This window comes from Corynebacterium sp. HMSC056F09 (assembly GCF_001815785.1).
Lineage (GTDB): Bacteria > Actinomycetota > Actinomycetes > Mycobacteriales > Mycobacteriaceae > Corynebacterium > Corynebacterium hiratae.
Genome location: NZ_KV821948.1, coordinates 69,179 through 93,460, shown reverse-complemented (window position 1 = coordinate 93,460; position 24,282 = coordinate 69,179). Strand labels below are relative to the sequence as shown.

The window sequence follows — 24,282 nt, the reverse complement described above, 5'->3', positions numbered from 1 at the left end:
TGCAGGTAGTGTGATGACCGATAATTGCCTCGCTCGCACATAAGGAGCTCACACCGCTATGACCACTGGATTCCTCGTTAACCCCGATCTGTCCCGCCGCACCATCGAGTTTGAGCTCGAGCACGCAAATCAATTCCTCGGCGGCACCACCGAGGATCGCGTCTCTGTGGCCTTCCAGGATGATGGCCAGACCTACGCGGCGCTGTTTAACCCGAACGCCAAGGCTGAAGGCGCCGACCCGAACCCGGTGGCTTCCCTGGCGCGCAATGCAGCTGCGACCGGCAATTCCGCCTTCTTGCAGGACCCAATCCGTTCCATCTGTGGTCCGGTTATCTTCGTTGCTGCCGACGGCGACGACAAGAACATCGACGAGGTCGCCGAGGCCGTGGAGCACGGCATCCGTGCGGTAAAGAACTACCGCGAGGACAACCCGGAGGAGTACCAGCTGTGGCGCGCGGCTGTGCTGAACTCCCACCGGCAGGTCTAATTCCAGCCCTTGTTTGTAGGGCCTCAGCGCTTTTCTAGCGCTCGGTGTGGCGCAGCCATGCCAATACGGCCTTCACCCGCCGGTTGGAGTCCTCGGGTCGAAACCCGAGCTTTATAAATACATTGGAGACGTGCTTGCTTACTGCTCCGGAGGTAAGGACGAGTGTGTCTTCAATGTCTTTATTGCTCAATCCTTGGGCCATAAGCCCCAGTACCTCCCGCTCGCGAGCGGTGAGTCGGGCTAGACCAGTGTGCCTTGCAGAAAGCAGCGCCGTGACCACCTCTGGGTCCACCACGGTGCCGCCGCGGGCGACATCGTTAAGCGTGCGCACGAATTCTTCAACATCAGAAACGCGCTCCTTGAGTAGGTACCCGAATCCGCCGTGCTCCAGGAGGCGGTCGAGATAGCTCGCCGCTACGTATTGGCTCAGCACCACCACGGGTTGGGTGGGGTCGGCTGCCCGTAGATCGTGCACGGCTTGAAGCCCGTCATCGGTCATCGTGGGCGGCATGCGCACATCGCTGATAATGAGGTCGAAGTCTTCCTGCCCTGCGATGGCGCGCAGTGCTTCGGCATCTGTGACCGCCGTGACGCTATGGCCGAGAGCACCGAGTAGTTGCTTCAGACCCGCGCGCAGGAGCGCGGAATCTTCTGCGAGTAGTAGCTTCATTCCGCCTCCTTCAGCGGTAGTTTGACCAGCAGCTGGCCGCCGCCTTTACCTGTAGCATTGGTGCTATCAGCACCAAAGGTTACTGTGCCGCCGAGTGCAGCAGCACGCTCGCGCAGCCCGGCGAGGCCCGTGCCCGAACCCACAGCTGCACTCTCACCGTCCGGCTCTTCGTCCGTGGGGCCCGTGCCATTATCTACGATTTTTAGGCGCAGCATATCCCTAAAAGCGACCGTTACCACGGCTTCGGTGGCTGCGCCGTGCTTAGAGGCATTTGTGAGCGCCTCGGCGACTGCATGATAGGCCAGCAGTGCTGTGGTCTCGTCAATCGAGCTCTCGGCGCCCTCTACGCGAAGTGTGGTCTCAAGCCCGGAATGGGCGAGTAACTCGTCGAGGGCGGGGATAAGCCCGTCATCGAAAAGCACCTGCGGCGCAATGCCACGCACTGTCGCCCGCAATGAAGCCAGAGCCAAAGAGGCATTATGTTCTGCGTCAGTCAAGGCCTGTTGTGCCTGGGGCGGGGCTTGTAGTTTTGCCGCGGCCAAGTTGAGCTTGAGCGCGGTGAGGTACTGCTGCGGGCCATCGTGCAGTTCGCGTTCGATGCGGCGGCGCTCGCCGGAGAAGGCATCGATAAGCGTGGCACGCGAGGCCGCCATTTCCTCGGCCGAAGGACTCAATGCCAGTCGGGTCAGCGAGACCGACACTAAGACCAAGAGGCGGTTGAGACCTACCAGTAACACCACAAGCAACAGGGCAGCCAGCCAGCAGGTTAAGAAAATGAGCGGTCGGTTGGAGGTGGACCACTCGCCAACGGAGAACTCGGCCTTAGGCACGAATGGCGTTATCGCTAGCACACCCGCTGTGAAACCCAGGGCCGTCCACGCGGTAAAGCATGCAGCCGAAATCAATAACTGCAACACAAGGTGATAGAACTGCTGCCAATCAAACCATCGATCTGCGCGCCGGGGTGGAATTTCCACGCCCATCCACTGCGCGCCCAACCGGCCGACAAGTTCCGCGGCGCGACCCACCAACGGGATCCACGGCAGCATCAGCACCGAAATCACCAAGGTTGGGATACACAGCATGCCGAGGAGGAGGCTCCACGCACAAGCTTTGAAGGTTCGCATAGTTTTCGACCCTATCCGCCATGCCGGTGGAAGGGCAGTGGAGCTAGCTCCACCATTTTCCGGGCAGCCCGCCCCATGTCATTGTCGTGCGTGGCCGAGTGGAATCAAAGGCATGTTAAAAGCAGAAAATCTTAGTAAGCGCTACGGCCGCCGCACCGTGCTTAATCGCGTCAATGTGTCTATCGCCCCAGGCGAATTCGTTGCCATCATGGGGCCATCTGGAAGCGGCAAAACCACGCTCCTGAACCTGCTATCCGGGCTCGATAAGCCCACTTCCGGCCGAGTCAACGCGCCGGGGCGCAAGCAGCGTGCATTTGTATTCCAAGACTACAACCTGCTGGAATCCCTCAACGCGCGACGCAATGCTACCTTGACGGCGCGTTTTTCCGGACGGCGCCCTGCACGCGGCCGGGTGGCAGAGGTCTTCGACTCGCTCGGTCTCGCTGGATTGGAGAGCCGCCTGCCCGCGCAGCTGTCTGGTGGGCAGCAGCAACGCGTGGCTGTCGCCCGGGCATTGCTGGCCCAAGCGCCCTATATCTTCGCTGACGAGCCCACGGGCGCGCTTGACGACGCCACCGCTTCCACCGTCCTTTCCCACCTTCGCGCCGTTGCCCGCGATGGAGCCAGCGTGATCATGGTGACTCACTCGCACCTTGCCGCCGAGGCGGCCGACCGGGTCATTTCCTTGGAGGAGGTGGCCCATGCTGGTGTGGCTTAAGGACTTACAGTCCAATTGGCTATCGTGGCTGGCCGTAGCGCTGACCCTGGTGGTGTCTTCCACCTCGTGCACCCTAGCGCTAGCCATGCTGGTCGCTTCCCCCGGAGCCGAAGAAAACCCCGCCGGCCAACTGGGCGGCACGGTGCTGGGTATGTCACTGTGCGTGGTGGTGCTAGTGACGCTGTCACAGATGCGCCTTATTATCGCCGAGCGCGAACCGGTCTACCGTTCCTGGCGCATGGTGGGCATGCCTGGGTGGGTGATCCTGTTTTTCATTCTGGGCCAAGTCGCGGTGGTCAGCGCGGGCGCCGGGCTGCTCGGCGTGCTGCCGGCCCTCCCTCTGCTTGCCCCGTGCGTGCGCGCCCTGCGCAGCGACGGCATCCCCTTGCCAGACATTGCTATTACTGGCCAGGTCGTAGTCATTGCAGTAGTTGTTTGTATGTCCGCGGCCCTGGTTGGCGCGCTTCCTCCACTGCGCCGTGTGTTCCGGCCGCGGGCCGCCACGCACCCAGCATGGCTCATGGTGAAATTCCTGCTCGCGTCCGTTGCTGTCGGCAGTACGGTCTATGGATGCCTACACATCGATGATCCCGGCGACCTCCTCTCGGCCGAGATGGGCTTAGTCATCCTCGTTGCACTCTTCTTGCCCTGGCTCATGCCCGGCATCGATCAATGGACCCGCGCTGTCGGCATCGCCGGGAACAACGTACGCGTGCGCCGGAGCTTTTCCACCCCGCACATCGTGCCGTGGGTGCTCGTCGCAGGTCTTATCGTCGCCGTCGGTTCGGGCCTGCGCTTCGGGAACGACGTCGGCACCGGCGGCTCCCTGTCCTCCTGGCAAGTCTTTGTTGCCCTTTTAGGTCCTGTCTTTGCACCCAGCATCGTGGGCGCCGTGCTTACCTCGCTGCTTATGCACGGGCGCATCGCGGCCGATATTCGTGGCCTCACCTTGGCGGGCGCCGCTCCCTCAGCCTGGGCGCGCGTGCAAGTGGGGGAGGCGGCGTGCCTCACCCTGACTGCGGCCGGCGTGGTCTGGGCGCTGTGCTTGGCGACGCTCCTGCCCCTCCAGCACCTGCTCACCCCACAGGCTTCCTTCGGTCGAACGCTGGTAGAGGAGTTGTGGTGGCCGTCCTTCGCCGTAATATTCGGCGCAATGTTTATTGCCCTGGGCGTCGTCAAGCTGGCGTTGGCCGGCTTTGTACACACCCGAGCCGCGTCGTTCGCGGAGGGCGAACGGGTTAGCGGCCCACAACGTTGAGGGCTAGCAGTCGCGCGGGTAGAGTGCTAGGCAGGTTGTTTTGACCCACAGTTGTTCACCCGCGACGACGGCTGTGCTGGACACCCACAACCGGCACGCGCGTGTCCACGTGGACGCGCACTAGGAACACTTTGGAGGAAATCATCATGGCAAACATCAAGCCGCTGGAGGACAAGGTCCTCGTCCAGATCGTTGAAGCTGAGACCACCACTGCATCCGGCCTGGTTATCCCGGACTCCGCGAAGGAGAAGCCGCAGGAGGCCACCGTCGTCGCTGTCGGCCCGGGCCGCACCTATGACAAGGGCGAGGTCGTCCCGGTTGGCGTCAACGAGGGCGACACCGTCATCTTCTCCAAGTACGGCGGCACCGAGCTGAAGTACGACGGCCAGGAGTACCTCCTGCTGTCCGCTCGCGACCTGCTCGCTGTCATCGAGAAGTAAAAGTAGGCGATTAACCCTATGTCAAAACTGATTGCATTTGACCAGGAGGCCCGCGAGGGCATCCAGCGCGGCGTAGACACGCTTGCCGACGCCGTCAAGGTCACCCTCGGCCCCCGCGGCCGCAACGTCGTACTGTCCAAGGCCTTCGGCGGCCCGACCGTCACCAACGACGGCGTCACCATCGCCCGCGATATTGACCTCGACGATCCTTTTGAGAACCTTGGCGCCCAGCTGGTGAAGTCCGTGGCCGTGAAGACCAACGACATCGCTGGTGACGGCACCACCACCGCCACCTTGCTGGCCCAGGCACTCGTCTTCGAGGGGCTGCGCAACGTTGCTGCCGGCGCTAACCCGGTGGAGCTCAACAAGGGCATCGAGGCGGCGGCCGAGAAGGTCGTCGAGGAGCTCAAGAAGCGCGCCACCCCGGTGAACTCCTCTGCGGAGATCTCCCAGGTTGCTACCGTGTCCTCCCGCGATGCGGAGGTCGGCGAGATGGTTGCTGGCGCCATGGACAAGGTGGGCAAGGACGGCGTCGTCACCGTCGAGGAGTCCCAGACCATTGAGTCCACCGTGGACGTCACCGAGGGCATTTCCTTCGACAAGGGCTACCTCTCCCCGTACTTCGCGACGGAAGAGGAGACCTACAACGCCGTGCTTGACGACGCCGCCATTCTCCTCGTCCGCAACAAGATCTCCTCCCTGCCGGACTTCCTGCCGCTGTTGGAGAAGATCGCGGAGTCCTCGCGCCCGACGCTCATCATTGCTGAGGACATCGAGGGCGAGCCGCTGCAGGCGCTCGTGGTGAACTCCATCCGCAAGGTCCTCAAGGTCGCCGCCGTGAAGTCCCCGTACTTCGGCGAGCGTCGCAAGGGCTTCATGGATGACCTGGCTGTTGTCACCGGTGCTACCGTCGTCGACCCGGAGGTTGGCATCAACCTCAAGGAGGTCGGCCCGGAGGTTCTCGGCTCCGCACGTCGCGTCACCGTGTCCAAGGAGGACACCGTGATCGTGGATGGTGCAGGTACTGCTGAGGCCGTCGAGGAGCGCCGCGAGCAGCTGCGTCGCGAGATCGAGCGCACCGACTCCACCTGGGATAAGGAGAAGCTCGAGGAGCGTTTGGCCAAGCTCTCCGGTGGCGTTGCCGTCATCCGCGTTGGTGCCGCTACCGAGACCGAGGTCAATGAGCGCAAGCTGCGCGTCGAGGACGCCATCAACGCCGCCCGCGCGGCCGTTGAAGAGGGCGTTATCGCTGGCGGCGGCTCCGCGCTCGTTCAGATCTCCCAGGAGCTTGAGGCCTTCGCCGAGGGCTTCGAAGGTGAGGCCAAGGTGGGCGTGCTGGCAGTGTCCCGCGCGCTGACCCGCCCGGCCTACTGGATTGCGGAGAACGCCGGCCTCGACGGCTCCGTCGTGGTGTCCCGCGTTGCCGAGCTGCCCAACGGTGAGGGCTTCAACGCCGCCACCCTGGAATACGGCAACCTGCTGGAGCAGGGCATCATCGACCCGGTGAAGGTCACCCACTCCGCAGTTGTTAACGCCGCCTCCGTGGCCCGCATGGTGCTCACCACCGAGGCTTCCGTGGTGGAGAAGCCCGCCGAGGAGGAACCGGTACAGTCCGGCCACGCGCACGCCCACTAAAAGCGCGGGGAAACAACGTTTCTCCGGGAATAGCAAAGAGCTACAAGAAAAGGCCCGTCGCCCAAGCCCCGTACGTGGGGAAGGGGCTGCGGGCCTTTGTCCTGCATTCACCGGTGACTCACCGGTGAGTAACTGTTCTACGGAGCTAGCCGTGCGATCCCCTGGGATGTGGGCACGGAGTCCGGGGGTTGCCTCGACGCGAAGACTGTCGGTACGAGCGGGAAATGATGCTACCTAAAGAAACCACGCGTCTGGCCCCGTTACGGCTACGAAGCGTGAAGCGAGGGGCTTAGGCGCTGACGGTGGCGTGAGCGTCGCGCGAGCGCAGAGCTACGACGCGCTCAGATTCACTCATGCCACCCCACACGCCGTAGGGCTCGCCGGAGGTCAGGGCATGTTCGCGGCACATTTCGATGACTGGGCAGGTGTGGCAGATCGCCTTGGCGCGGCTTTCGCGCTGAGCGCGGGCGCGCCCGCGCTCGCCGTCCGGGTGGTAGAACACGTCAGAGTTTTCTCCACGGCATGCCCCGTGGAGCTGCCAATCCCAAAAGTCCGCATTCGGCCCGGGGAGCAGGAAGGACTGAGACACGTTCGATTCTCCTTAATCAAAGATAGAGCGCCCGGGTGCGCATCGTGCTGTGGGCAAGCCTTTGCACGGGGTGGCGCCCTGAGCACCGGGGCGAGGTGAGACGAGATAGAAGTGTGTCCTCCTTGGGTAAACGGCGCGTTACGCAATGCTGACATGTAGGTGTAGCAGGCCGAAAACTCTCACTTTTACCCTTGATGACCTGCACCTACATCTAAGATGAACGGTGTATGAACTTTTCTCATAGCCGTCGAAGGGTGGGGAATAGGCCCGTCGTTTCGGGTTTCAACCAAAGGTTGTGACATGATATTCGTGCAGAATATGAACTAATACACCAAGCAGAACAAGCAAGGATGACAGTGGCTACTCAAGCTACAGACGCGAGCGGCTCCTCAGCGGCGTCGAAGCGCGACAGCGATAAGGAATTAGCGGACCTCGTTCCGCTCGCTGTCGACGGTAGCCGCCGCGCCCTACAGCGCATCATGCGCATTATTCACCCGCAGGTCCTGCGCTATTGCCGCGCCCGCATCGGCGGCCACCGTCAGCCCACGGCGGAGGATGTGGCGCAGGAAATCTGCTTGGCGGTGGCGACGTCGATTGGCACGTACAAGGACAAGGGCCGCCCGTTTATGGCCTACGTGTACGGCATCGCTGCCCACAAGGTGACCGACGCCCACCGCGCCCTCAGCCGCGATCAGACACATCCCACGGACGACGTCCCGGAAGACGCCGCTGAGGACGCTACCCCCGAAGAATCCGCTCTGGTCATGGACGGTAGTAACAGAGTGCGGGCCATGCTCGATACGTTAAGTGACAAGGCCCGGGACATTATCATTTTGCGTGTGTTCGTGGGGCTGTCGGCAGAGGAGACCGCAGAAATTGTGGAGTCCACCCCTGGCGCAGTCCGCGTGGCACAGCATCGTGCACTGGCGCAATTGCGCAAATCCCTCGACTCGCACGAGACGCAATGAACCAGCAGTGGGGCTAGCACAAGCTAGCAGTGAGCCATCGGCACTTGGCACCGATAAGTTAAGAATTTCTCTATCAAGGAAGGGAGGACATCGTGGCAAAGAAGGACCAGCCTCAGCAGGGCGTCGCTGAGCAGCTGCAGCCTTTGGTTGATGATGATGCATTCCTCACCACTCTCTCCGAAGGAACGGATCCCTCCGATGGCGGTGATGAGCTGGCAGGGCTCCTGCTGGAGTTGCGCGGGGACGTCGAAAAGCAGATGCCCCCGGCCCCGCTCATTGAAGGCGCGGACGAAGAGCCGGAGGTTATTTCCCTGGATGCGGCACGTCGCCGTCGTCGGGGCAAGCCATTCATCCACGGCCTCATCGGCGCGGCCGCAGCTACGTTGCTGATCGCAGGTAGCGGAGCGGTGGTCGTCAACGCCGGCCCGGGATCGCCGCTTTATGGCGTGAATCAGTCGCTCTTCGGCACGAACAATGAGGATGTGTCCGTAGTGGAGCTGGCTGGAACGCTCGACGAAATGGAAAAGCGTTCCGCACAGGGAGACATGGACGGCACCCGCCAGTTGCTCGAAGAAGCCCGGAAGATGGTGGACCAGGCCAAGCGGGAACGCGAGGCAGAAGCGCCGCGTACGACGAAGCAGCAGCCCCGCGCCACGGTGACGCAGACGCAGACCGTGGAAAAGCCCGTTCCGGTGGAAGAGGAGCAGCCGCCGCAGGAGCCGGCAACCGTCACGCAGACCCAGACTGCGGTGTCCACCGTTGTGGTCACGCAGACGGTGTCGGCCGGTAACCCGCTGAACCCTCCAGCGCCTACTTACCCGGAGCCGAGCCAGCCGGGTGGTGGCGAGCAGCCAACGCCTCCGCAGGGCGATAACTCCGACGGGGATGGTACTGGGGATAACGGCCAACTCCCGCCGCCGCAGTTCCAGCAATAAAACGCACAGAACCTCTCCTTCCCACAGTGGGGAGGAGAGGTTCTTTCGTTGTGTAAGGCGCGGTACTTAATCCGCGCCAACCGCGCGCGTTAGTAGCGCGAATCCATGCCGTCGAGGTAGCCCACCGCATAATCCCACGGGACGTAGCGCATGGGGTCCGGCTCCGCGCCCGGCTCATGGACGGGGGCGAGCTGGCCTGCCAGCGTGGCCTGCATGTTGGAGGCCATAATGTCCCACTCGTAGAAGTGGTTTTCCTCGCAGTCCTCGCAGAAAAAGAAGATGCCGTCGATGCCGCGCGGGCTGAGAACGCGCGCGAACTCTTGGACCATGGCCAGATCGTGGATGACGGCGAGGCGGTCCTCCTCGGACAGCGGCTCGACGTGGTCCTCCTCCTCGAGGAAGGAAGCTGGGTCGTTAGGATCGTCCGCGAAAGGATCGCGGGGCATGTTGGCGAAAAAGTTCACGTCTGCGAGCCTATTAACTCCGTGCGCGCATAGCAATTCTCTCTCGACACCGATTCGTCCACCCACGGCTACCACTACGGGGCGTCCACGCACTACAGTGAGGGCTACCGCATAAAACTATCTGGTCAGTTTAGGAGAGCCCCACCCTCATGAGCCACGTCCACACCGGCGGAGACAACCCCGACAAGATTGCACTCTACGGCCTTACTTTTGATGATGTCCTGCTGTTGCCGGCAGAATCCAACGTCGTTCCCTCCGAGGTGGATACCTCGGCGCAGTTCACCCGCAACATTCGCCTCGGCGTGCCGCTGGCTTCCGCCGCGATGGACACCGTGACCGAGGCCCGCATGGCCATCGGCATGGCCCGTCAAGGTGGCATTGGCGTCCTGCACCGCAACCTCTCTGCTGAGGATCAGGCGCAGCAGGTGGAAATTGTGAAGCGCTCCGAGTCCGGCATGGTGACCGACCCGGTCACCGCCACCCCGGACATGACTATCGACGAGGTGGACACGCTGTGCGCGCGGTTCCGGATTTCGGGTCTGCCGGTCGTCGATAAGCAGGGCACCCTCGTGGGCATCTGCACCAACCGTGACATGCGCTTCGAGCCGGATTTCTCCCGCGAGGTCTCCGAGATTATGACCCCGATGCCGCTGGTTGTGGCCAAGGAAGGCGTCAGCAAGGAGGAGGCGCTGGCGCTGCTGTCCGCCAACAAGGTGGAGAAGCTGCCCATCGTCAACGATGAGAACAAGCTCGTTGGCCTCATCACCGTCAAGGACTTTGTCAAGACTGAACAGTTCCCCAACGCCTCCAAGGATGCTTCCGGGCGCCTGCTCGTGGCCGCCGGCATTGGCACCGGTGAGGAGTCCTACCAGCGCGCAGGCCAGCTTGTCGACGCCGGCGTGGACGTCCTCGTCGTCGACTCCGCCCACGCCCACAACAACCGCGTGCTGGAGATGGTCTCCCGCGTGCAGAAGGACTTCGGCGACCGCATTGACGTCATCGGCGGCAACCTGGCCACCCGTGAAGCAGCCCGCGACATGATTGAGGCCGGCGCCGACGCCATCAAGGTCGGCATCGGACCTGGATCCATTTGCACCACGCGCGTCGTGGCGGGCGTAGGTGCCCCGCAGATCACCGCCATCATGGAGGCCGCCGCCGTGGCAGGCCCGGCGGGCGTGCCGGTTATCGGCGATGGCGGTATGCAGTACTCCGGTGACGTCGCCAAGGCCTTGGCAGCCGGCGCCGATGCCGTCATGCTGGGCTCCATGCTGGCCGGTACCACGGAGGCACCGGGTGACATCGTTGTGGTCCAGGGCAAGCAGTACAAGCGTTACCGCGGAATGGGTTCTATGGGTGCCATGCAGGGCCGCGGCCTGACGGGCGAGAAGCGCTCCTACTCCAAGGACCGCTACTTCCAGGCCGACGTCAAGAGTGAGGACAAGCTGGTGCCAGAAGGCGTCGAGGGACGCGTGCCTTTCCGCGGTGATATTGATGCCATCGTTCACCAGATCGTGGGCGGCCTGCGCGCTTCCATGGGCTACACCGGCTCCGCTAACCTGGCTGAGCTCAAGACCAAGCAGTTTGTCCAGATCACTGCTGCGGGGCTCAAGGAGTCTCACCCGCACCACCTCCAGCAGATCGTCGAAGCTCCGAACTACCGCTAAGGACTAAGAATGCGCGATTACGTAGAAATCGGCGTGGGCCGCGAGGCCCGCCGCACCTATGACTTGAACCAGATTTCCCTGGTGCCGACTCGCCGCACCCGTTCCTCCAAGGACGTGGACACCTCATGGCACATCGATGCCTACACCTTCGACGTTCCGTTCGTTTCGGCGCCGACTGATGCGCTGGCCACACCCGAATTTGTCATCGAGATGGGCAAGCAGGGCGGCCTTGGCGTCATCAACGCAGAGGGTCTGTGGGGCCGCCACGAGGATCTGGAGGGCGCGATTGCCCGCGTGACGGAGAACTTCGGCGACCTGTCGACGCTGCAGGAGCTGCACGCAGCACCCCTGAACGAGGAGCTGCTGGCCGAGCGCATCGCACAGGTGCGAGATTCCGGCGTGACCGTCGCTGTGCGCGTGTCCCCGCAGCACGCCCGCGAGCTGGCGCCCGTGGTTATTAAGGCGGGTGCGGAGCTGCTGTTCATCCACGGCACTTTGATTTCCGCCGAGCACGTGCAGACTGGTGGCGAGCCGCTCAACTTGAAGGAGTTCATCGGCTCGCTGGATACCCCGGTGGTGGCCGGTGGCGTGGCGGATTACACCACGGCGCTGCACCTGATGCGCGCGGGTGCTGCGGGCATCATCGTTGGCTCCGGCGTGAACACCAACCCGGAGACCGTCGGCATCGATATCCCCATGGCGACGACCATCGCGGATGTTGCGGCCGCACGCCGCGACTACCTGGATGAGACTGGGGGCCGCTACGTGCACGTGCTTGCCGACGGCGACATCTTCACCTCCGCCGACATCGCCAAGGCCATTGCCTGTGGCGCCGATGGTGTCGTTCTAGGGCCAGTCCTGGCCCGCGCGGCGGAGGCCGGCGGCAAGGGCTGGTACTGGCCGTCCACGGCCGGCCACCCGCGTTTCCCGCGCGGCCTCATCGAGCCGATTGGCGTGGCCGATGCTCTCTTGGGCACCGGCACTTCTGGCGCCGATGCTTTTGACGCCGCTGCTTCTGGCAACGCAGCTTCTGGCACCGCCGAGGATGCCTCAGCGGGTGCGCCGTCGTTGGAGGTTGTGCTCCACGGCCCGTCTAACGAGCCGCTGGGTGAGCTCAACCTGGTTGGCGGGCTGAAGCGCGCCATGGCAAAGTGCGGCTACACGGATCTGAAGTCCTTCCAGAAGGTTGGTCTGGCCGTCCGCTAGCCCGCCCGTTGTAACGCTGCTCCGCTCAACAAAGCCCGGGGCGGAGCTTATTTCACCGCGCTGGCCTCGGTGGCCGTAGCGTCCGAGTCGCTGGCGCGCGGTTTCGGGCGCCACGGCAGCCGGGGCTTCTTCAGGCGGCGTGGGCGCAGTGCCACCTTGCGGAAAACCACGCGCCCGCGCGCCGGCGCCATGGTTTGGAGCACCGAGGCCACCACCACCAGCCCGATAGCTGCCAGCTTGAGCTGAGACACGTTCTGGGAGAGCAGGATCCAGCCAAAGAGCGCGGCGAAAACGGGCTCCAAAGCGATCAAGATGGAAAAGACATTGGGGGCAAGTTTGCGCAGCGCGAGGAATTCCAACGAGTAGGGGATGAGCGAGGCCAGCACGCCCGTGCCCAGAGCGAGCAGCAGCAGGGTGGGATCGCTGGCCAACGTCACCGCCCCGCGCCCACCCACTGGCAGGAGCACGAGGCCGCCGATGAGGAAAGCCATAGCCAAGCCGTCTGCACCGCTAAAGAGCGCGCCGGCCTTCTTGCTGGCCAAGATATAAGCAGCCCACATCGCGCCGGCGCACAGCAGGAAGAACACACCTCGCAGGTCGAGGGGGTCTCCGTTGAAGGAATCCAGGCCCATCAGACCCATGCCGAGAAGGGCGAGGGCGACGCAGGTGGCGTCGCGAAGCGAGCGGGAGAGACACGCCGCCAGCAGCAGCGGGCCGAGGAACTCGATGGTCACGGCAGGCCCCAGCGCAACCAGCTCGATGCCGGAATAGAAGAAGCCATTCATCAGGCCCAGAGTGAGGCCGAAAATGGTGGCAGAGATCCATTTCTCGCGGCTCCATGTGCGCACGCGCGGTCGCGCAATGGCGAGCAGAATCACGGCGGCGAAAAGCAAACGCAGCGAGGCGGTGCCCCAGGGCCCGCCGGTGGGGAAAATTTGGATGGCGAGGCTGGCTCCGAGCTGGAGGGAAATGCACGAGCCAATGACGCATAGAACGGCAAACGGGTTGGTCATGCAGACCATTGTGGGGTGGGAAGAACTGTTAGTCTATCTACAGTTTTTAACACGTACCTGTTAGGGATTCTGTCATGTTGGATCTGCATCGTCTGCGCATTCTCTACGAGCTGCAACGCCTCGGCACCGTCACCGCGGTGGCGGAATCGCTGCGCTATACGCACTCGGCTATCTCCCAACAACTGGCGCAGTGTGAAAAGGATGTAGGCGTGGCGCTGTATGAAAAGGTCGGCCGGCGCGTGCGTTTGACGGAGCAGGGGGAAATCCTTGCGTCTTATGCTGAGCGGATGCTCGCGTTGGCGGATGAGGCGGAGTCGCAGGTCATCGCATCAACCAATGCGGTGCGTGGCACGATTAAGGTCACGACGTTTCAAACCATCATGTCCTCGCTGGTCCCGCGGGCGCTCACGGAGCTGGCCAGGGAGTACCCGGACCTGCGCGTGCAGATCATCCAGCGCGAAGCCGATGGCGCGATGGAGCTGCTGGAGCGCCGGGAGGTGGACCTCATCCTGGGTGAGGAGTACGAGTCGGACATGCCCGCCACGGATGAGCACACCCATCGGGAGCTGCTTCTCGACGACCCCCTCCGCCTCATCACCCCACTCACCGGCCCCTGGAGCGAGTTGCGATTGGAGGATTTTGCAGCGTTCGATGACGAAATCCCTTTTGCCATGGACCCGGAGGAGTTTTTGTTGGGGAGGTTCGTCCACCGGCTGTGCCGCAGGCATGGGTTTAACCCCAGTGTGCTCTATGAAACCCCGGACCCGTTCCTGCACGCGCACCTGGTGCGTACGGGCCACGCGGTGGCGGTGATCTCGGACCTTTTTCTCGAAGAGATCGAAGGCGTGCGTGTGGTTGCCTTGCCTGGTAATCCCACCCGCACGCTCTACACCGCGGTTCGCGCTGGGCGCGAGGGACACCCTGCGCTGCGGGCGTTTCGGGCGGCGTTGAGCAAGGCAGCTGCCACCGCGAAAGATTATGGGCCACTCCCTGCGGTCTAGGGTGCGGGTTCTTGCGTTAAACTGATGACCGTGACTAACCCAAATACAACCCCGCGTCCTGTCCTCGTGGTGGACTTTGGCGCCCAGTACGCGCAGCTCATCGCCCGGCGCGTGCGTGAGGCCAACATCTACTCCGAGGTTGTCCCCAATTCCGCCTCCGTGGAGGACATCAAGGCCAAGAACCCGGCCGCGCTGATCCTTTCCGGTGGCCCGTCTTCCGTATACGCGGACGGCGCCCCTGCGCTGAAGCCGGAGCTGCTCGAGCTCGGCATCCCGGTCTTTGGTATCTGCTACGGCTTCCAGTCCATGACCCAAGCCCTGGGCGGCACCGTGGCCTCCACTGGTGCCCGCGAGTACGGCCGCACGGACATGACCGTGTCCGGCGGCGTGCTGCACAAGGGCCTGGAGGACACCCACAAGGTGTGGATGTCGCACGGCGATTCGGTCTCTGAAGCCCCGGAGGGCTTTGAGGTCACCGCCTCTTCCGAGGGCGCTCCCGTGGCCGCCTTCGAGTGCCTGTCCAAGAAGATGGCCGGCGTGCAGTACCACCCGGAAGTTCTCCACTCGCCGCACGGCCAAGAGGTGCTCACGCGCTTCCTGACTGAGGTCGCAGGCCTGGAGCAGAATTGGACCGCAGAGAACATCGCGGAGCAGCTCATTAACGATGTGCGCGAGCAGATCGGCGAGGAAGGCCGCGCAATCTGCGGCCTGTCCGGTGGCGTGGATTCCGCCGTGGCCGCAGCCCTCGTGCAGCGCGCAATCGGTGACCGTTTGACCTGTGTCTTCGTCGACCACGGTCTGCTGCGCGCGGGTGAGCGTGAGCAGGTGGAGAAGGACTTCGTGGCGTCGACTGGCGCGAAGCTCATCACCGCTGATGAGCGCGAGGCCTTCCTCAACAAGCTGGCCGGTGTGACCGAGCCGGAGGCCAAGCGCAAGGCCATCGGTGCGGAGTTCATCCGTTCCTTCGAGCGCGCCGTCGACCAGGCTCTGGACGGCCAGGATGCTGCGTTCCTGGTGCAGGGCACGCTGTACCCGGACGTCGTGGAGTCCGGTGGCGGTGACGGTACCGCGAACATTAAGTCCCACCACAACGTGGGCGGCCTGCCTGACGACGTCGAGTTCGAGCTCGTCGAGCCACTGCGTCTGCTCTTCAAGGATGAGGTGCGCGCGGTTGGCCGCGAGCTGGGCCTGCCGGAGGAAATCGTGGCGCGCCAGCCCTTCCCGGGCCCGGGCCTGGGTATCCGCATCATCGGTGAGGTCACCGAGGAGCGCCTCGAGACGCTGCGTCAGGCGGACCTCATCGCGCGTACCGAGCTGACCAACGCTGGTCTGGACGGCGAGATTTGGCAGTGCCCGGTGGTGCTGCTTGCCGACGTCCGTTCCGTCGGCGTCCAGGGCGACGGCCGCACCTATGGCCACCCGATCGTCCTGCGCCCGGTCTCCTCCGAGGACGCCATGACCGCAGACTGGACCCGCCTGCCGTACGACGTGCTGGAGAAGATCTCCACCCGCATCACCAACGAGGTCAAGGAAGTCAACCGCGTGGTGCTCGACGTAACCTCGAAGCCGCCGGGAACCATCGAGTGGGAGTAAGCGCAGCCGAAAGACACTAGGACACGCACTGTAGTAGTGCAGTGGAGTATCTCAGTGAGATAGCTCGGTGGTAGAAAGCGGGCAGCGAAGCAAACTCCCAGACGCTGTGTAGCGCGGCCGCGCCTTGAATTAACAGGGCGCGGCCGCGTTCCCCGTTTTCGATCCCCGGCACTCAGCTCCGCGGAATGGGGGCAGATGGCGCGGTGCCAGGCTCCTGCGTACCCTCCAGGGGGTGGTCGCGACAGGCGCCAGTCTGGATGGCGTTAGCGTGCCCGTTGCCAGTATCGACGGCGTTAGTACGCACGGCACAAGGACGCATACCTCTATATCGCGCGCGCGAGTAGCCGCACGCCGAGCAAATTTTCTCAGCGAGCGGCTGGTTAAAGCGGCTGTGTGCCGTAGGGTGTCTCCGGCTGGTGGGGCTGCGGAGCGGCAGCCTGCGACCGGTTGGTTCGGCGGAGCGGTGACCCGCGAGCCGCTGAACCATTGAGCCGGCGGGGTGGCGCTTCCACCGTGAGATCAGGGCGAAGTCTACGGACTAAAAGCACTCATGAACTCGGTGGCGGGTCCGGAGGTTCGCCGGAGTTATGCGGTGGCGCGCCGGAGACAGGGGCTGGTGTCCCACGCGGCGTGGTGCGTGGGTCGGGCGGGCCGGATGCCGGCGGATCCGTGGATGCGCGAGCTGGCCCCGGAGCGGAGCGCGGCGGGTGGGCCGGGCTTTCGATGGGAATTGGCGGCCCCGCCCACGGCGGAAGGTAGTGCACGCGGCCATCGATGCGGTCGAGGTGCCCGCGGCCGGTGGGCTTTTCCGGATCATCGTCATTGACCGCGTTGTGATACGCACACAGTGGCACCAAGTTGGCCATGTTTGTCGGCCCGCCGTCCTGGAAACGGGTGAGGTGATGAATTTGCGAATCCTCCGCGGGCGCGTTGCAACCCGGCCACGCGCACGTCGGGTGCTCCGCAGACAGCGCGAGGCGCTGCTTGGTGTTGGCGAAACGGCTCGCCATGTACAGGTTCACGGGGCCGTGGTGGGGATGGACGAGGGTGATGAGGCCGACGTCGGCAAGCTTTTCGCGCACGAACTCCGCACCCGTCATCGTGGCCCCATTAGTCAGCTGCAACTCAATCTCCTCGCCATCACCATCGACGATGCGGTCGAGCTCATCCAATCGCACGATGACGTTGGACTGCAGCTTCTGGCCGGAGCCACCCCCGCCGCGGAACACGGTATGCGCCGCGGTGAGCAAGTCCTTGTCGGTGGTCTTCAGCACGGCCAGCAGCTTCGAGATGTTGAGCGAGGAATCCGTAATGCTCAGCGTGTGGTTGCGGCCCGCGCGCCGCGTCACCCGCACGCCCGGGTCGGGGTCCCTGGGCGGGCGCCACTCTTTGAGCTTGGCCTTCGCCACCATGGGGATTTTCTCCCGCGGGGTAGCGGCTAGCAGTTGGCGCAGCTCCCAGGCCCTGCGGGCCTTGAGCTTGGAACAATAGCGCTCGATATCGAGGAGCGTGAACACGTCGTGGCCCGTGCGGCGGGCCTTGCGCTGCCGGGAGCGGAACATCGTGTCCCCGAAATACACCGCGTGCAGTCCTAGGAGCTTCTCCGCGAAATCCGGCCGCGCACCCATCTCAACCAGCTGCGCGCGCGTGACACCGGCGCATTGCTCGACCACGTCGAGCCCGCGCGCTAGTGCTTGAATGTAACCCCCCAGTTGCATAGCCCACAGCCTAAACCAGGCCGGGGAACCTCGCTACTTGAGCGCAGAAATCGCAGCGCAGAGCTTATCGACGTCCCCCTCTTCCGTCGACCACGCCGTACAGAATCGCACCACGCGTAGGTCTTCGTGTTCTTCGAAGAACTGGCACACGAAGTCCTGCGCGAGCTTCTCTTCCTGCGCGCGGGTCAACAGCGCGAATTGCTGGTTGGTGGGGGAGTCAAAGAGCATGTCGATGCCTGCGGCGCGGAATGCCTCGGCGATGCGCTGTGCTTGAGCATTGGCGCGGGCGCAGATCTGCTCGTAGAGGGTCGTTGCTGCCGTCCTGGTTACCTCATCGCCTGGTGCGCTGAAGAGGGAGGCAAATTGCGCGCCGAGCAGCCAGCCCTTAGCTAGCAGGCCACCGTTTTGCTTCATCGCATTGCGAAAGCGCGGCGCACCCTCGGGGAAGACGATGGCCTCGCCGAAGAGGGCGCCGCATTTGGTGCCGCCGATGGTGAAGACGTCGACAAGCGCGGCAAGGTCCGGCAGGGTGATATCCGAAGCGGAGAGGCCATAGCCGAGGCGGGCGCCGTCGACAAACAGGCCCAGATCGTACTCGTCGCAGACCTCGCGCAGGGCCACGAGTTCGGCGCGGGAGTAGGCGGTGCCGAACTCGGTGGGCTGCGTGATGTAGACCAGTGCGGGCTCCGGCATGTGCTCTTCCACCCCGGAGGCGCGGTACTCATCCATGCAGGCGCGAACCTGCGCGGCGGTGATTTTTCCCAGCTGGTTCGGCAACGTGATGACCTTGTGCCCGGTGTGCTCGATGGCGCCCGTCTCATGGGTGGCGATGTGCCCGCTATCCGCCGCGATGACACCCTCCCAGGGGCGCAGGCGGTGGGCGATGATGGTGGCGTTGGCCTGCGTGCCACCGACCATGAAATGCACCTCAGCGTTCGACGCCTGGCAGGCAGTGCGGATGCGCTCAGCGGCCGTGGCGCACAGCTCGTCGGCGCCATAGCCGGCATAAGCCCCACCCGCCCCCGCGATGGCATCAAGGACGCGGGGGTGGGCTAAACGGTGGTAATCGTTGCCGAAGTGAATCATGGTGGGCCAGTTTAGCCGGTGACGGTGAGCTCGCCGATGCCTTGGTCGATGCGGATATCTAGCAGCGCATCATCGTCATGGCGGTTGGTGCAGTTGCTTTCTCCTAAGCCGCTGTCACAGGTGAGTGATACAGGGACGTCCTTCGGGAGGATGACCTCGACGCTGCCGATGCCGACGTCGATGGTGACATCGTGCTTTTCCTTGAGGTCTTCGATTTGGCTCAAATCCACCGTTGAGGTGCCAATACCTAGGTCATAGTATTCCTGGAGCTCATCTTCATGGGTGGGCGCGATGTGCTGAGAACCGACATTGAAGCGGGCGCTGAAGCCGGATTCTTCGTCGGCCTCGATGACGAAGGTGCCTCCAAAGAAGGCAATCGCCAAGGCAGCCCCCACAGCGCCGAGAGCAATCGCGGCCTCAGCCCACTGCGAACCGCGCTTCTTTTTCGGTTCTTCCCGCGGGCCCGGCTCCGGCAGGTCCCAGGCATCGGGCACCACGCCGAGTGGATCCCAGGACGGCGGGGTCGTGCGCCCCGGTGGGAAGGGGTGTCCGTCTGCTGGGGTATAAGGGTTGAGGTTGACCGGTTCCTCGCGCACCGGCTGTTCGGCAGCCAACAGCCCGCTGGGCGGTAGCGGTTCGCGTTGGTGAAGGGCGTACCACGCCAGCGCCAACAGGCCGAAGGTCAGCGCAGCGGGCGGAAGGCCGGCGAGGAATTGTCCGCTGAGGAACAGCGGGCCGGAGCCAAACGTCAGAAGGACGCCGATAATCAGCACCCAGCCGAGCTCTTGTTCCTCCTTGACGCCATCCTTGCCCATGGCCGCATCGAGCGGGCAGTAGGGCGAACCGAAGCGCGGCATGAGCGCCCACGCGAGGAGGTAGGCGGCGATGCCGCCGCCGAAGGCGAGTGCTGCGACCACGAAGGCCACGCGCACAATCGTGGGGTCAAGCTGGTAGCGCACCGCGATGCCTTCGCAGACACCAGCGATGTGCGCGTCACCGCCCTGTTTCTTGGGAAGGCGGACGGGGCGGGTCGTCCACATCTGGTTGAGTGTGCTGTTCTTCGTCATGCTTTTATGGTGCCGCGTGGGGCCTCGCGGCGGTATCGGTAATCGCCCTGATTTTTTGACCTCAGGGTTGTCCCTGATGTGCCCGAGGGGTGGCGCGTGGGACTATGGCTAGTATGACTTCGCCCTATGTGCCCGCAGAAAACGCGGCGCCCTATCCCGTGATGTCGCGTCCCCAATCTGGCCGCGTGGTCGCCGGCGTGGCGGCGGGGCTGGCGCAGAATCTGGGGGTTTCGGCGCTCTCCGTGCGCATCGCCTTGACCGCGTTGACCCTGCTGGGTGGGGTGGGGGCGATGGCCTATGCCGGGCTGTGGATTTTCACGCCCGCGCTTGACGACGCCCCCTCCACCCGCCGCAGCCCCCTCTCCCTCGTGCTGGTGTTCCTGGCGCTGGCGGGTAGTGCGGTGGGTGTGTTGGGGGTTTCGGGGGCGTCGCTAAGCGTGGCGGTGCCATTGGCGGTGGTGGCCATCGGCGCGGTGCTGGCGTGGTTGGCGTATGACCGCGGGCTGAACACGCCGGTGGGCCTGGTTGCTGTGGCGGCCGGTGCCGTCCTGGTCATCGGTGGCGTCGTGGTGGCGGCGGTGACGTGGGAGAGCGGATCGGGTTCGGCGATCCTGGCCACGGCGCTGACGCTGGTGGGCTTTGGCGCGCTGGTGGTGCCGCTGGTGCTGAAGCTCTGGCGCTCGCTATCTCAGGAACAGGCGGCGAAGGCGGTTTCGGAGGAGCGCGCCGAGATTGCCGCCCGCCTGCACGATTCGGTGCTGCAGACGCTGGCGCTGATTCAGAAGCGGGCGGGGGATTCGCGCGAGGTGACGCGTTTGGCGCGCGCCCAAGAACGCGAGCTGCGCGCCTGGCTTTTCGATGCCCCCTCCGCCGCCCCCACCACCTGTTTCGGTGCCCTCGAATCGGCGTGCGGGGAGGTGGAAGATCTCTTCGACATGCGGGTATCTGCTGTGACGGTGGGTGAGGACATGGAGCTGACGGAGTCCGCGAAGCTGCTTATCCAGGCCGCGCGTGAGGCCATGGTGAATGCCGGCAAGCATGCGGGTGTGGACGCGGTGGATGTTTATGCGGAGTTGTTGGCGGGCGAGCTGAGTATCTTTGTGCGCGACCGCGGGGTGGGTTTCGACGTGGAGGATATTCCCGCTGATAGGCACGGGATTCGTGACAGTATTCGCGCGCGCGTAGAAGGATCTGGTGGGCGCGTGCGGATTTCCTCGACCCCGGGGGAGGGCACCGAGGTGGAGCTCGCGGTAGCGTTATGAGCATGGTGAAGGTCTTTTTGGTTGATGATCACTCCGTCTTTCGCGCGGGCGTTCGCGCGGAGCTGGCGGCGTCCTCGGAGATTGAGATCGTGGGCGATGCCGGGACCGTTGCGGAGGCGCTGGAGGGCATTGCGCGTACCTCCCCGGACGTGGTGCTTCTCGACGTCCACATGCCCGACGGCGGTGGCCTCGCCGTTATTAACGCGACGGCTAATCAGCCGGCGCGGCCGGTGTTTTTGGCGCTGAGCGTGTCGGATGCGGCGGAGGACGTGATTGCGCTGATTCGGGCGGGCGCGCGCGGGTATGTGACGAAGAATATTTCCGGCCCGGATCTGGCCGAGGCGGTGGTGCAGGTCAATAGCGGGGATGCGTATTTCTCGCCGCGCCTGGCGGGTTTTGTCCTCGACGCTTTTGCCTCCGGTTCGCCCGCGCCGGAGCCGGAGGAGGGGCAGGACCCAGCGGTGGATGCGCTCACGCGGCGCGAGCTAGAGGTCTTGCGGTTGCTTGCGCGCGGCTATACGTACCGCGAGATTGGCAAGCAGCTGTTTATTTCGGTGAAGACGGTGGAAACACACGCCTCCAATATTTTGCGCAAGACCCAGCAGTCCAACCGCCATCAGCTCACGCGCTGGGCCACCTCGCGCGACCTGGCTTAAACAGCCTGGCCTAGGCGGGTTGGGTTTAGGCAGGGGGTGCGTAGGCGAGCTTGCGGGAGCCGTCGACGTGGGGGAAGAGGAGGAAGGCCGCGCCTGAAACGAGTACCCACACCAGTGCGCTGCCCCAGGCAGGCAGCGCGAGGAGTGGGGAGAACATGACCATCAACCACAGCGCCATAAGCGGGATGAGCTGTGCCGCGTTGGGCAGCATGGTGACGTTGTGGCGCTGGGCATAATCACGCAGGTCCGCGCGGTAGGGGTGTAGGAGTACGAGCGCGCAGGCGGCGAGGGGGAAGAGCAGGCTAAGCCCCATGGCGAGGCCGAAGTGGATGCGGCTGGTACCCACCGCCACGGCGGCGCCGGCCAAGGCAGATCCGCCGAGTCGCACCCACAGCGGGGTGGGGATTGGGGTGGTGTGCGCGCGGAGGGGATTCATGGCGCCTAACGCTACCAGCGCAATTGCGCGCGTCCGGAGAGAGGTTCATAATAGGAGCCATGAATCAAACAGGTGTTCGTGTGGTGGGAGGACCGCAGGCCGAGCAAATTGCGATCCTGCGCGCCCAGATTCAACGCCTGGAAACCCCGGATGTTGCTGCGCAGGTGCAGCCGGAGGTGGAGCTTCTCGGCGTCCCCGAAGGGCTATCTGAGCTGCTCCCGGGCGGTGGCCTTCCCCGCAAGCGAGCAACCGTCTGTGCGGAATGTGCCGCTCTCGTGGTGGAGCTGATATCCCATGTTAGCGCGGCGGGCGGACACGTTGCGGTGGTGGGTTGGCCCGATCTCTCACTCGCACAGGTGGTTGAGGATGGAGATATCTCCCGGGTCATCGCGGTGCCCGAACCGGGCGCGGAACCCTGGGCGGTAACTAGCGTGCTGTGTGAGGGGCTGGACCTGGTGGTGCACAAAGGCACAGGCGAGCTGAGCCCCACGCGGGCGCGCCCCGTGCTGGCGAAAGTGCGGGCAGGGCAGGCGGCCCTGCTCACCGTGGGAACCCGGCTGCCAGGAACGGCGATGGAGATAGGTGCGGAGGTCGTCGCGGTGCATGGCTTGGGCCGGGGCAGCGGGCGTATTTGGGGAGTTGATATAGGGGTGCGGGTGGCGTCGGCAAGCATGCGCCCGCGCCGTGGAGTGCTCACGTGTGGGCAGCGTCTGGACGCGCGCCCACGCCTGGAGGTCGTGTGAGGGTCGCGGCGCTGTGGTTCCCGGATTGGCCTATCCAGGCGCTGCAGGACGCCGACAGGATGGCGTGCGCTATCGCCGCCCAGCACCGCGTGGCGGTCTGCAACGCGGCAGCGCGCCGGGCGGGGGTGCGCCGCGGGATGCGGGTGCGCCAAGCCCAAGCTCTCCTACCGGAGCTGCGCGTGGAGGAGGCCAACCCGGACCGGGACGGCGTGGTCTTCGCGGAGATCGCCGCGGGGCTGGATGCGGTGGCCTCCTCGGTGGAGGTGCTGCGTCCGGGCTTGGTCATTGTGGATGCGGGCGCGGCCGGGCGTTTCCACGGCAGTGAGGCGAAGGCGGTAGAGATGCTTGTCGACGCCACCTCCAGATCCCGCCTCGACGCCACCGTCGGCGTCGCCGATGAGATCGCCACCGCGCTGATTGCCGCGCGCCACCACAACCTGGGCGCGGTAGTCCCGGCAGGCGGCTCGCGCGACTTTCTGGCTCAGCAGCCGGTGGGAGTATTGGCCGCGGAAGTGGCGCTGGGGTGTGCGGCGGACGTGGTGCATGCCTTGGAGCAGCTGGGCGTGCGCACGTTAGGGGAGCTGGCGAGTTTGCCGCTGCGCCAAGTCACCACCCGTTTCGGCGAGGCTGGACGGCGGTGCCACGCGGTGGCCGCGGCCGCACCGGATCGGCGCGTGGCGCCGGAGCTTGCACGCCCGGACCTGGGCGTGGAGCAGGGCTTCGAAGAACCCTTAGAGCGCGTAGACGCCGCGGCCTTTGCCGCGCGCCAGCTCGCGGCGCGCCTGCATGTGGTGCTCGATGAGGCCGGCGTGGTGTGTCTGCGGCTGCGCGTTGCCGCGGAGTTCGAGGGCGGCGAGCGTTTGGAGCGGATCTGGCGTACCCAGGAAGCGCTCAGCGAGGCCGCCACGGCGGACCGCGTGCGCTGGCAGCTCGATGGCTGGCTGAGTGCTGCGTGGGCGGGGAGTGCGCCGGGTGAGGGAGGAGGCGTCGTCAAGCTGGCGTTGGAGCCGGTGGAGGTCGCCCCGCCGGGGGATGGACTCCTGTGGGGCGCAGGCGAATCCGCGGAGCAGGCCAAGCGTGTCATCGCGCGGGTGCAATCCCAGCTGGGGGTGGACCGCGTGCTGCAGCCTCGCCCGGCGGGCGGGCGTGGGGTGGCCGAGCGCATCGAGTACGTCCCCTATGGCGAGCAGCGCGATCCGCAGCCGGAGGGCACCTGGCCGGGGCGCATCCCGGCGCCGCTCCCGGCGAGCCTGGCGCACCCGGCCGCGCGGATTCGGCTTATCGACGTCTCCTCGAAGGAGGTCATCGTCACCGCCGAGGCCCTCCTTTCCGGGGAGCCGGCGGGTCTGGGATGGGGGCGCCACCGCTACCGGGTGACCGGTTGGGCCGGCCCGTGGCCCGTAGACACCGGGTGGTGGGAGGCGGGTGCGGCGCAGCGCTGCGCGCGCCTGCAAGTCGTCGGAGAAAACGAGAAAGGCCAGCGCGCCTGGCTCCTCGTGTGGGCAGGCGGGCGCTGGTCTGTGGAGGCAACCTATGCCTGAACGGC

The 24,282-nt window shown here is 64.7% G+C and carries 24 protein-coding genes; 15 read left to right on the top strand and 9 right to left on the bottom strand.

Features of this window, described 5'->3' with window-relative positions; all coding sequences use genetic code 11:
* Positions 1 to 58: 58 nt before the first annotated feature.
* Positions 59 to 487 carry a hypothetical protein gene (locus HMPREF3056_RS09345; RefSeq protein ID WP_010189475.1) on the top strand — a complete coding sequence of 143 codons (429 nt, stop codon included), beginning with the start codon at positions 59 to 61 and terminating at the stop codon, positions 485 to 487.
* Positions 488 to 521: 34 nt separating this feature from the next.
* On the opposite strand, the gene HMPREF3056_RS09340 is transcribed toward HMPREF3056_RS09345, so the two are convergent.
* Positions 522 to 1,157 carry a response regulator gene (locus HMPREF3056_RS09340; RefSeq protein ID WP_070754635.1) on the bottom strand — a complete coding sequence of 212 codons (636 nt, stop codon included), beginning with the start codon at positions 1,155 to 1,157 and terminating at the stop codon, positions 522 to 524.
* The gene (locus HMPREF3056_RS09335) at positions 1,154 to 2,284 is read right to left on the bottom strand and encodes a sensor histidine kinase (RefSeq protein ID WP_070563773.1); all 1,131 of its coding nucleotides are present in this window, start codon (positions 2,282 to 2,284) and stop codon (positions 1,154 to 1,156) included. The genes HMPREF3056_RS09340 and HMPREF3056_RS09335 overlap by 4 nt, the downstream gene beginning before the upstream one ends.
* A gap of 112 nt (positions 2,285 to 2,396) precedes the next feature.
* Here HMPREF3056_RS09335 and HMPREF3056_RS09330 point away from each other — a divergent pair, with 112 nt between their 5' ends.
* The 4 genes from HMPREF3056_RS09330 (at position 2,397) to groL (ending at position 6,335) form a co-directional block, all read left to right on the top strand.
* A complete protein-coding gene (locus HMPREF3056_RS09330; protein WP_070685166.1) occupies positions 2,397 to 3,002 on the top strand; it encodes an ABC transporter ATP-binding protein in 606 nt (201 codons plus the stop codon).
* Positions 2,986 to 4,260 (top strand): FtsX-like permease family protein, encoded by a 1,275-nt coding sequence (locus HMPREF3056_RS09325; RefSeq protein ID WP_070597134.1) that lies wholly within the window; start codon positions 2,986 to 2,988, stop codon positions 4,258 to 4,260. Before HMPREF3056_RS09330 ends, HMPREF3056_RS09325 begins: the two co-directional genes overlap by 17 nt.
* 140 nt (positions 4,261 to 4,400) lie before the next feature.
* Complete coding sequence (gene groES, locus HMPREF3056_RS09320) at positions 4,401 to 4,700, top strand: co-chaperone GroES (protein WP_168167377.1); 300 nt, start codon at positions 4,401 to 4,403, stop codon at positions 4,698 to 4,700.
* Positions 4,701 to 4,718: 18 nt separating this feature from the next.
* Positions 4,719 to 6,335: a chaperonin GroEL gene (groL, locus tag HMPREF3056_RS09315; RefSeq protein ID WP_070754634.1), complete on the top strand. Its 1,617-nt coding sequence runs from the start codon at positions 4,719 to 4,721 to the stop codon at positions 6,333 to 6,335.
* A gap of 289 nt (positions 6,336 to 6,624) precedes the next feature.
* Here the strand turns inward: groL and HMPREF3056_RS09310 are convergent, their stop codons facing one another.
* Complete coding sequence (locus tag HMPREF3056_RS09310) at positions 6,625 to 6,924, bottom strand: WhiB family transcriptional regulator (RefSeq protein ID WP_070754633.1); 300 nt, start codon at positions 6,922 to 6,924, stop codon at positions 6,625 to 6,627.
* A gap of 350 nt (positions 6,925 to 7,274) precedes the next feature.
* Here HMPREF3056_RS09310 and HMPREF3056_RS09305 point away from each other — a divergent pair, with 350 nt between their 5' ends.
* Both HMPREF3056_RS09305 and HMPREF3056_RS09300 read left to right on the top strand, forming a co-directional pair.
* Positions 7,275 to 7,892: a sigma-70 family RNA polymerase sigma factor gene (locus tag HMPREF3056_RS09305; RefSeq protein ID WP_070545939.1), complete on the top strand. Its 618-nt coding sequence runs from the start codon at positions 7,275 to 7,277 to the stop codon at positions 7,890 to 7,892.
* Positions 7,893 to 7,984: 92 nt separating this feature from the next.
* Entirely contained in the window at positions 7,985 to 8,827 is an 843-nt protein-coding gene (locus HMPREF3056_RS09300) for a hypothetical protein (protein WP_070702180.1), read from the top strand.
* A gap of 89 nt (positions 8,828 to 8,916) precedes the next feature.
* Here the strand turns inward: HMPREF3056_RS09300 and HMPREF3056_RS09295 are convergent, their stop codons facing one another.
* Positions 8,917 to 9,291, bottom strand: a complete 375-nt coding sequence (locus HMPREF3056_RS09295) for a DUF5319 domain-containing protein (RefSeq protein ID WP_046648414.1) — start codon at positions 9,289 to 9,291, stop codon at positions 8,917 to 8,919.
* A gap of 149 nt (positions 9,292 to 9,440) precedes the next feature.
* On the opposite strand from HMPREF3056_RS09295, the gene guaB reads away from it, so the two are divergent.
* Complete coding sequence (gene guaB / locus HMPREF3056_RS09290) at positions 9,441 to 10,955, top strand: IMP dehydrogenase (protein WP_070754632.1); 1,515 nt, start codon at positions 9,441 to 9,443, stop codon at positions 10,953 to 10,955.
* Between the two features lie 9 nt (positions 10,956 to 10,964).
* Positions 10,965 to 12,161 carry a GuaB3 family IMP dehydrogenase-related protein gene (locus HMPREF3056_RS09285; protein WP_070511368.1) on the top strand — a complete coding sequence of 399 codons (1,197 nt, stop codon included), beginning with the start codon at positions 10,965 to 10,967 and terminating at the stop codon, positions 12,159 to 12,161.
* A 47-nt stretch (positions 12,162 to 12,208) separates the two neighbouring features.
* Here HMPREF3056_RS09285 and HMPREF3056_RS09280 read toward each other — a convergent pair whose 3' ends face one another.
* Positions 12,209 to 13,174, bottom strand: a complete 966-nt coding sequence (locus HMPREF3056_RS09280) for an EamA family transporter (protein WP_168162666.1) — start codon at positions 13,172 to 13,174, stop codon at positions 12,209 to 12,211.
* A 74-nt stretch (positions 13,175 to 13,248) separates the two neighbouring features.
* Between HMPREF3056_RS09280 and HMPREF3056_RS09275 the strand changes: the two genes are divergently transcribed.
* Both HMPREF3056_RS09275 and guaA read left to right on the top strand, forming a co-directional pair.
* Positions 13,249 to 14,175: a LysR family transcriptional regulator gene (locus HMPREF3056_RS09275; RefSeq protein ID WP_070545947.1), complete on the top strand. Its 927-nt coding sequence runs from the start codon at positions 13,249 to 13,251 to the stop codon at positions 14,173 to 14,175.
* A 24-nt stretch (positions 14,176 to 14,199) separates the two neighbouring features.
* Positions 14,200 to 15,768, top strand: coding sequence for a glutamine-hydrolyzing GMP synthase (gene guaA, locus HMPREF3056_RS09270; RefSeq protein WP_010189455.1), 1,569 nt, complete (start codon positions 14,200 to 14,202; stop codon positions 15,766 to 15,768).
* Between the two features lie 548 nt (positions 15,769 to 16,316).
* Here guaA and HMPREF3056_RS09265 read toward each other — a convergent pair.
* From HMPREF3056_RS09265 to HMPREF3056_RS09255, 3 genes are read right to left on the bottom strand one after another with little or no spacing between them, the layout of a single operon-like run.
* The gene (locus tag HMPREF3056_RS09265) at positions 16,317 to 17,486 is read right to left on the bottom strand and encodes an HNH endonuclease signature motif containing protein (protein WP_070754630.1); all 1,170 of its coding nucleotides are present in this window, start codon (positions 17,484 to 17,486) and stop codon (positions 16,317 to 16,319) included.
* A gap of 33 nt (positions 17,487 to 17,519) precedes the next feature.
* Positions 17,520 to 18,572 carry a threonine aldolase family protein gene (locus tag HMPREF3056_RS09260; protein WP_070754629.1) on the bottom strand — a complete coding sequence of 351 codons (1,053 nt, stop codon included), beginning with the start codon at positions 18,570 to 18,572 and terminating at the stop codon, positions 17,520 to 17,522.
* Positions 18,573 to 18,583: 11 nt separating this feature from the next.
* The gene (locus tag HMPREF3056_RS09255) at positions 18,584 to 19,639 is read right to left on the bottom strand and encodes a PspC domain-containing protein (RefSeq protein WP_070754628.1); all 1,056 of its coding nucleotides are present in this window, start codon (positions 19,637 to 19,639) and stop codon (positions 18,584 to 18,586) included.
* 113 nt (positions 19,640 to 19,752) lie between these two features.
* Here HMPREF3056_RS09255 and HMPREF3056_RS09250 point away from each other — a divergent pair, with 113 nt between their 5' ends.
* Both HMPREF3056_RS09250 and HMPREF3056_RS09245 read left to right on the top strand, forming a co-directional pair.
* Positions 19,753 to 20,901, top strand: a complete 1,149-nt coding sequence (locus HMPREF3056_RS09250) for an ATP-binding protein (protein WP_210384387.1) — start codon at positions 19,753 to 19,755, stop codon at positions 20,899 to 20,901.
* A gap of 2 nt (positions 20,902 to 20,903) precedes the next feature.
* Entirely contained in the window at positions 20,904 to 21,557 is a 654-nt protein-coding gene (locus tag HMPREF3056_RS09245) for a response regulator (RefSeq protein WP_070545957.1), read from the top strand.
* A 25-nt stretch (positions 21,558 to 21,582) separates the two neighbouring features.
* Here HMPREF3056_RS09245 and HMPREF3056_RS09240 read toward each other — a convergent pair whose 3' ends face one another.
* A complete protein-coding gene (locus HMPREF3056_RS09240) occupies positions 21,583 to 21,993 on the bottom strand; it encodes a hypothetical protein (RefSeq protein WP_070754627.1) in 411 nt (136 codons plus the stop codon).
* Between the two features lie 59 nt (positions 21,994 to 22,052).
* Between HMPREF3056_RS09240 and HMPREF3056_RS09235 the strand changes: the two genes are divergently transcribed.
* Positions 22,053 to 22,736: a hypothetical protein gene (locus HMPREF3056_RS09235; RefSeq protein WP_246822504.1), complete on the top strand. Its 684-nt coding sequence runs from the start codon at positions 22,053 to 22,055 to the stop codon at positions 22,734 to 22,736.
* On the top strand, positions 22,733 to 24,277 hold the full coding sequence (locus tag HMPREF3056_RS09230; protein WP_070754626.1) for a DNA polymerase Y family protein: 1,545 nt from the start codon (positions 22,733 to 22,735) through the stop codon (positions 24,275 to 24,277). The genes HMPREF3056_RS09235 and HMPREF3056_RS09230 overlap by 4 nt, the downstream gene beginning before the upstream one ends.
* Positions 24,278 to 24,282: the final 5 nt, after the last annotated feature.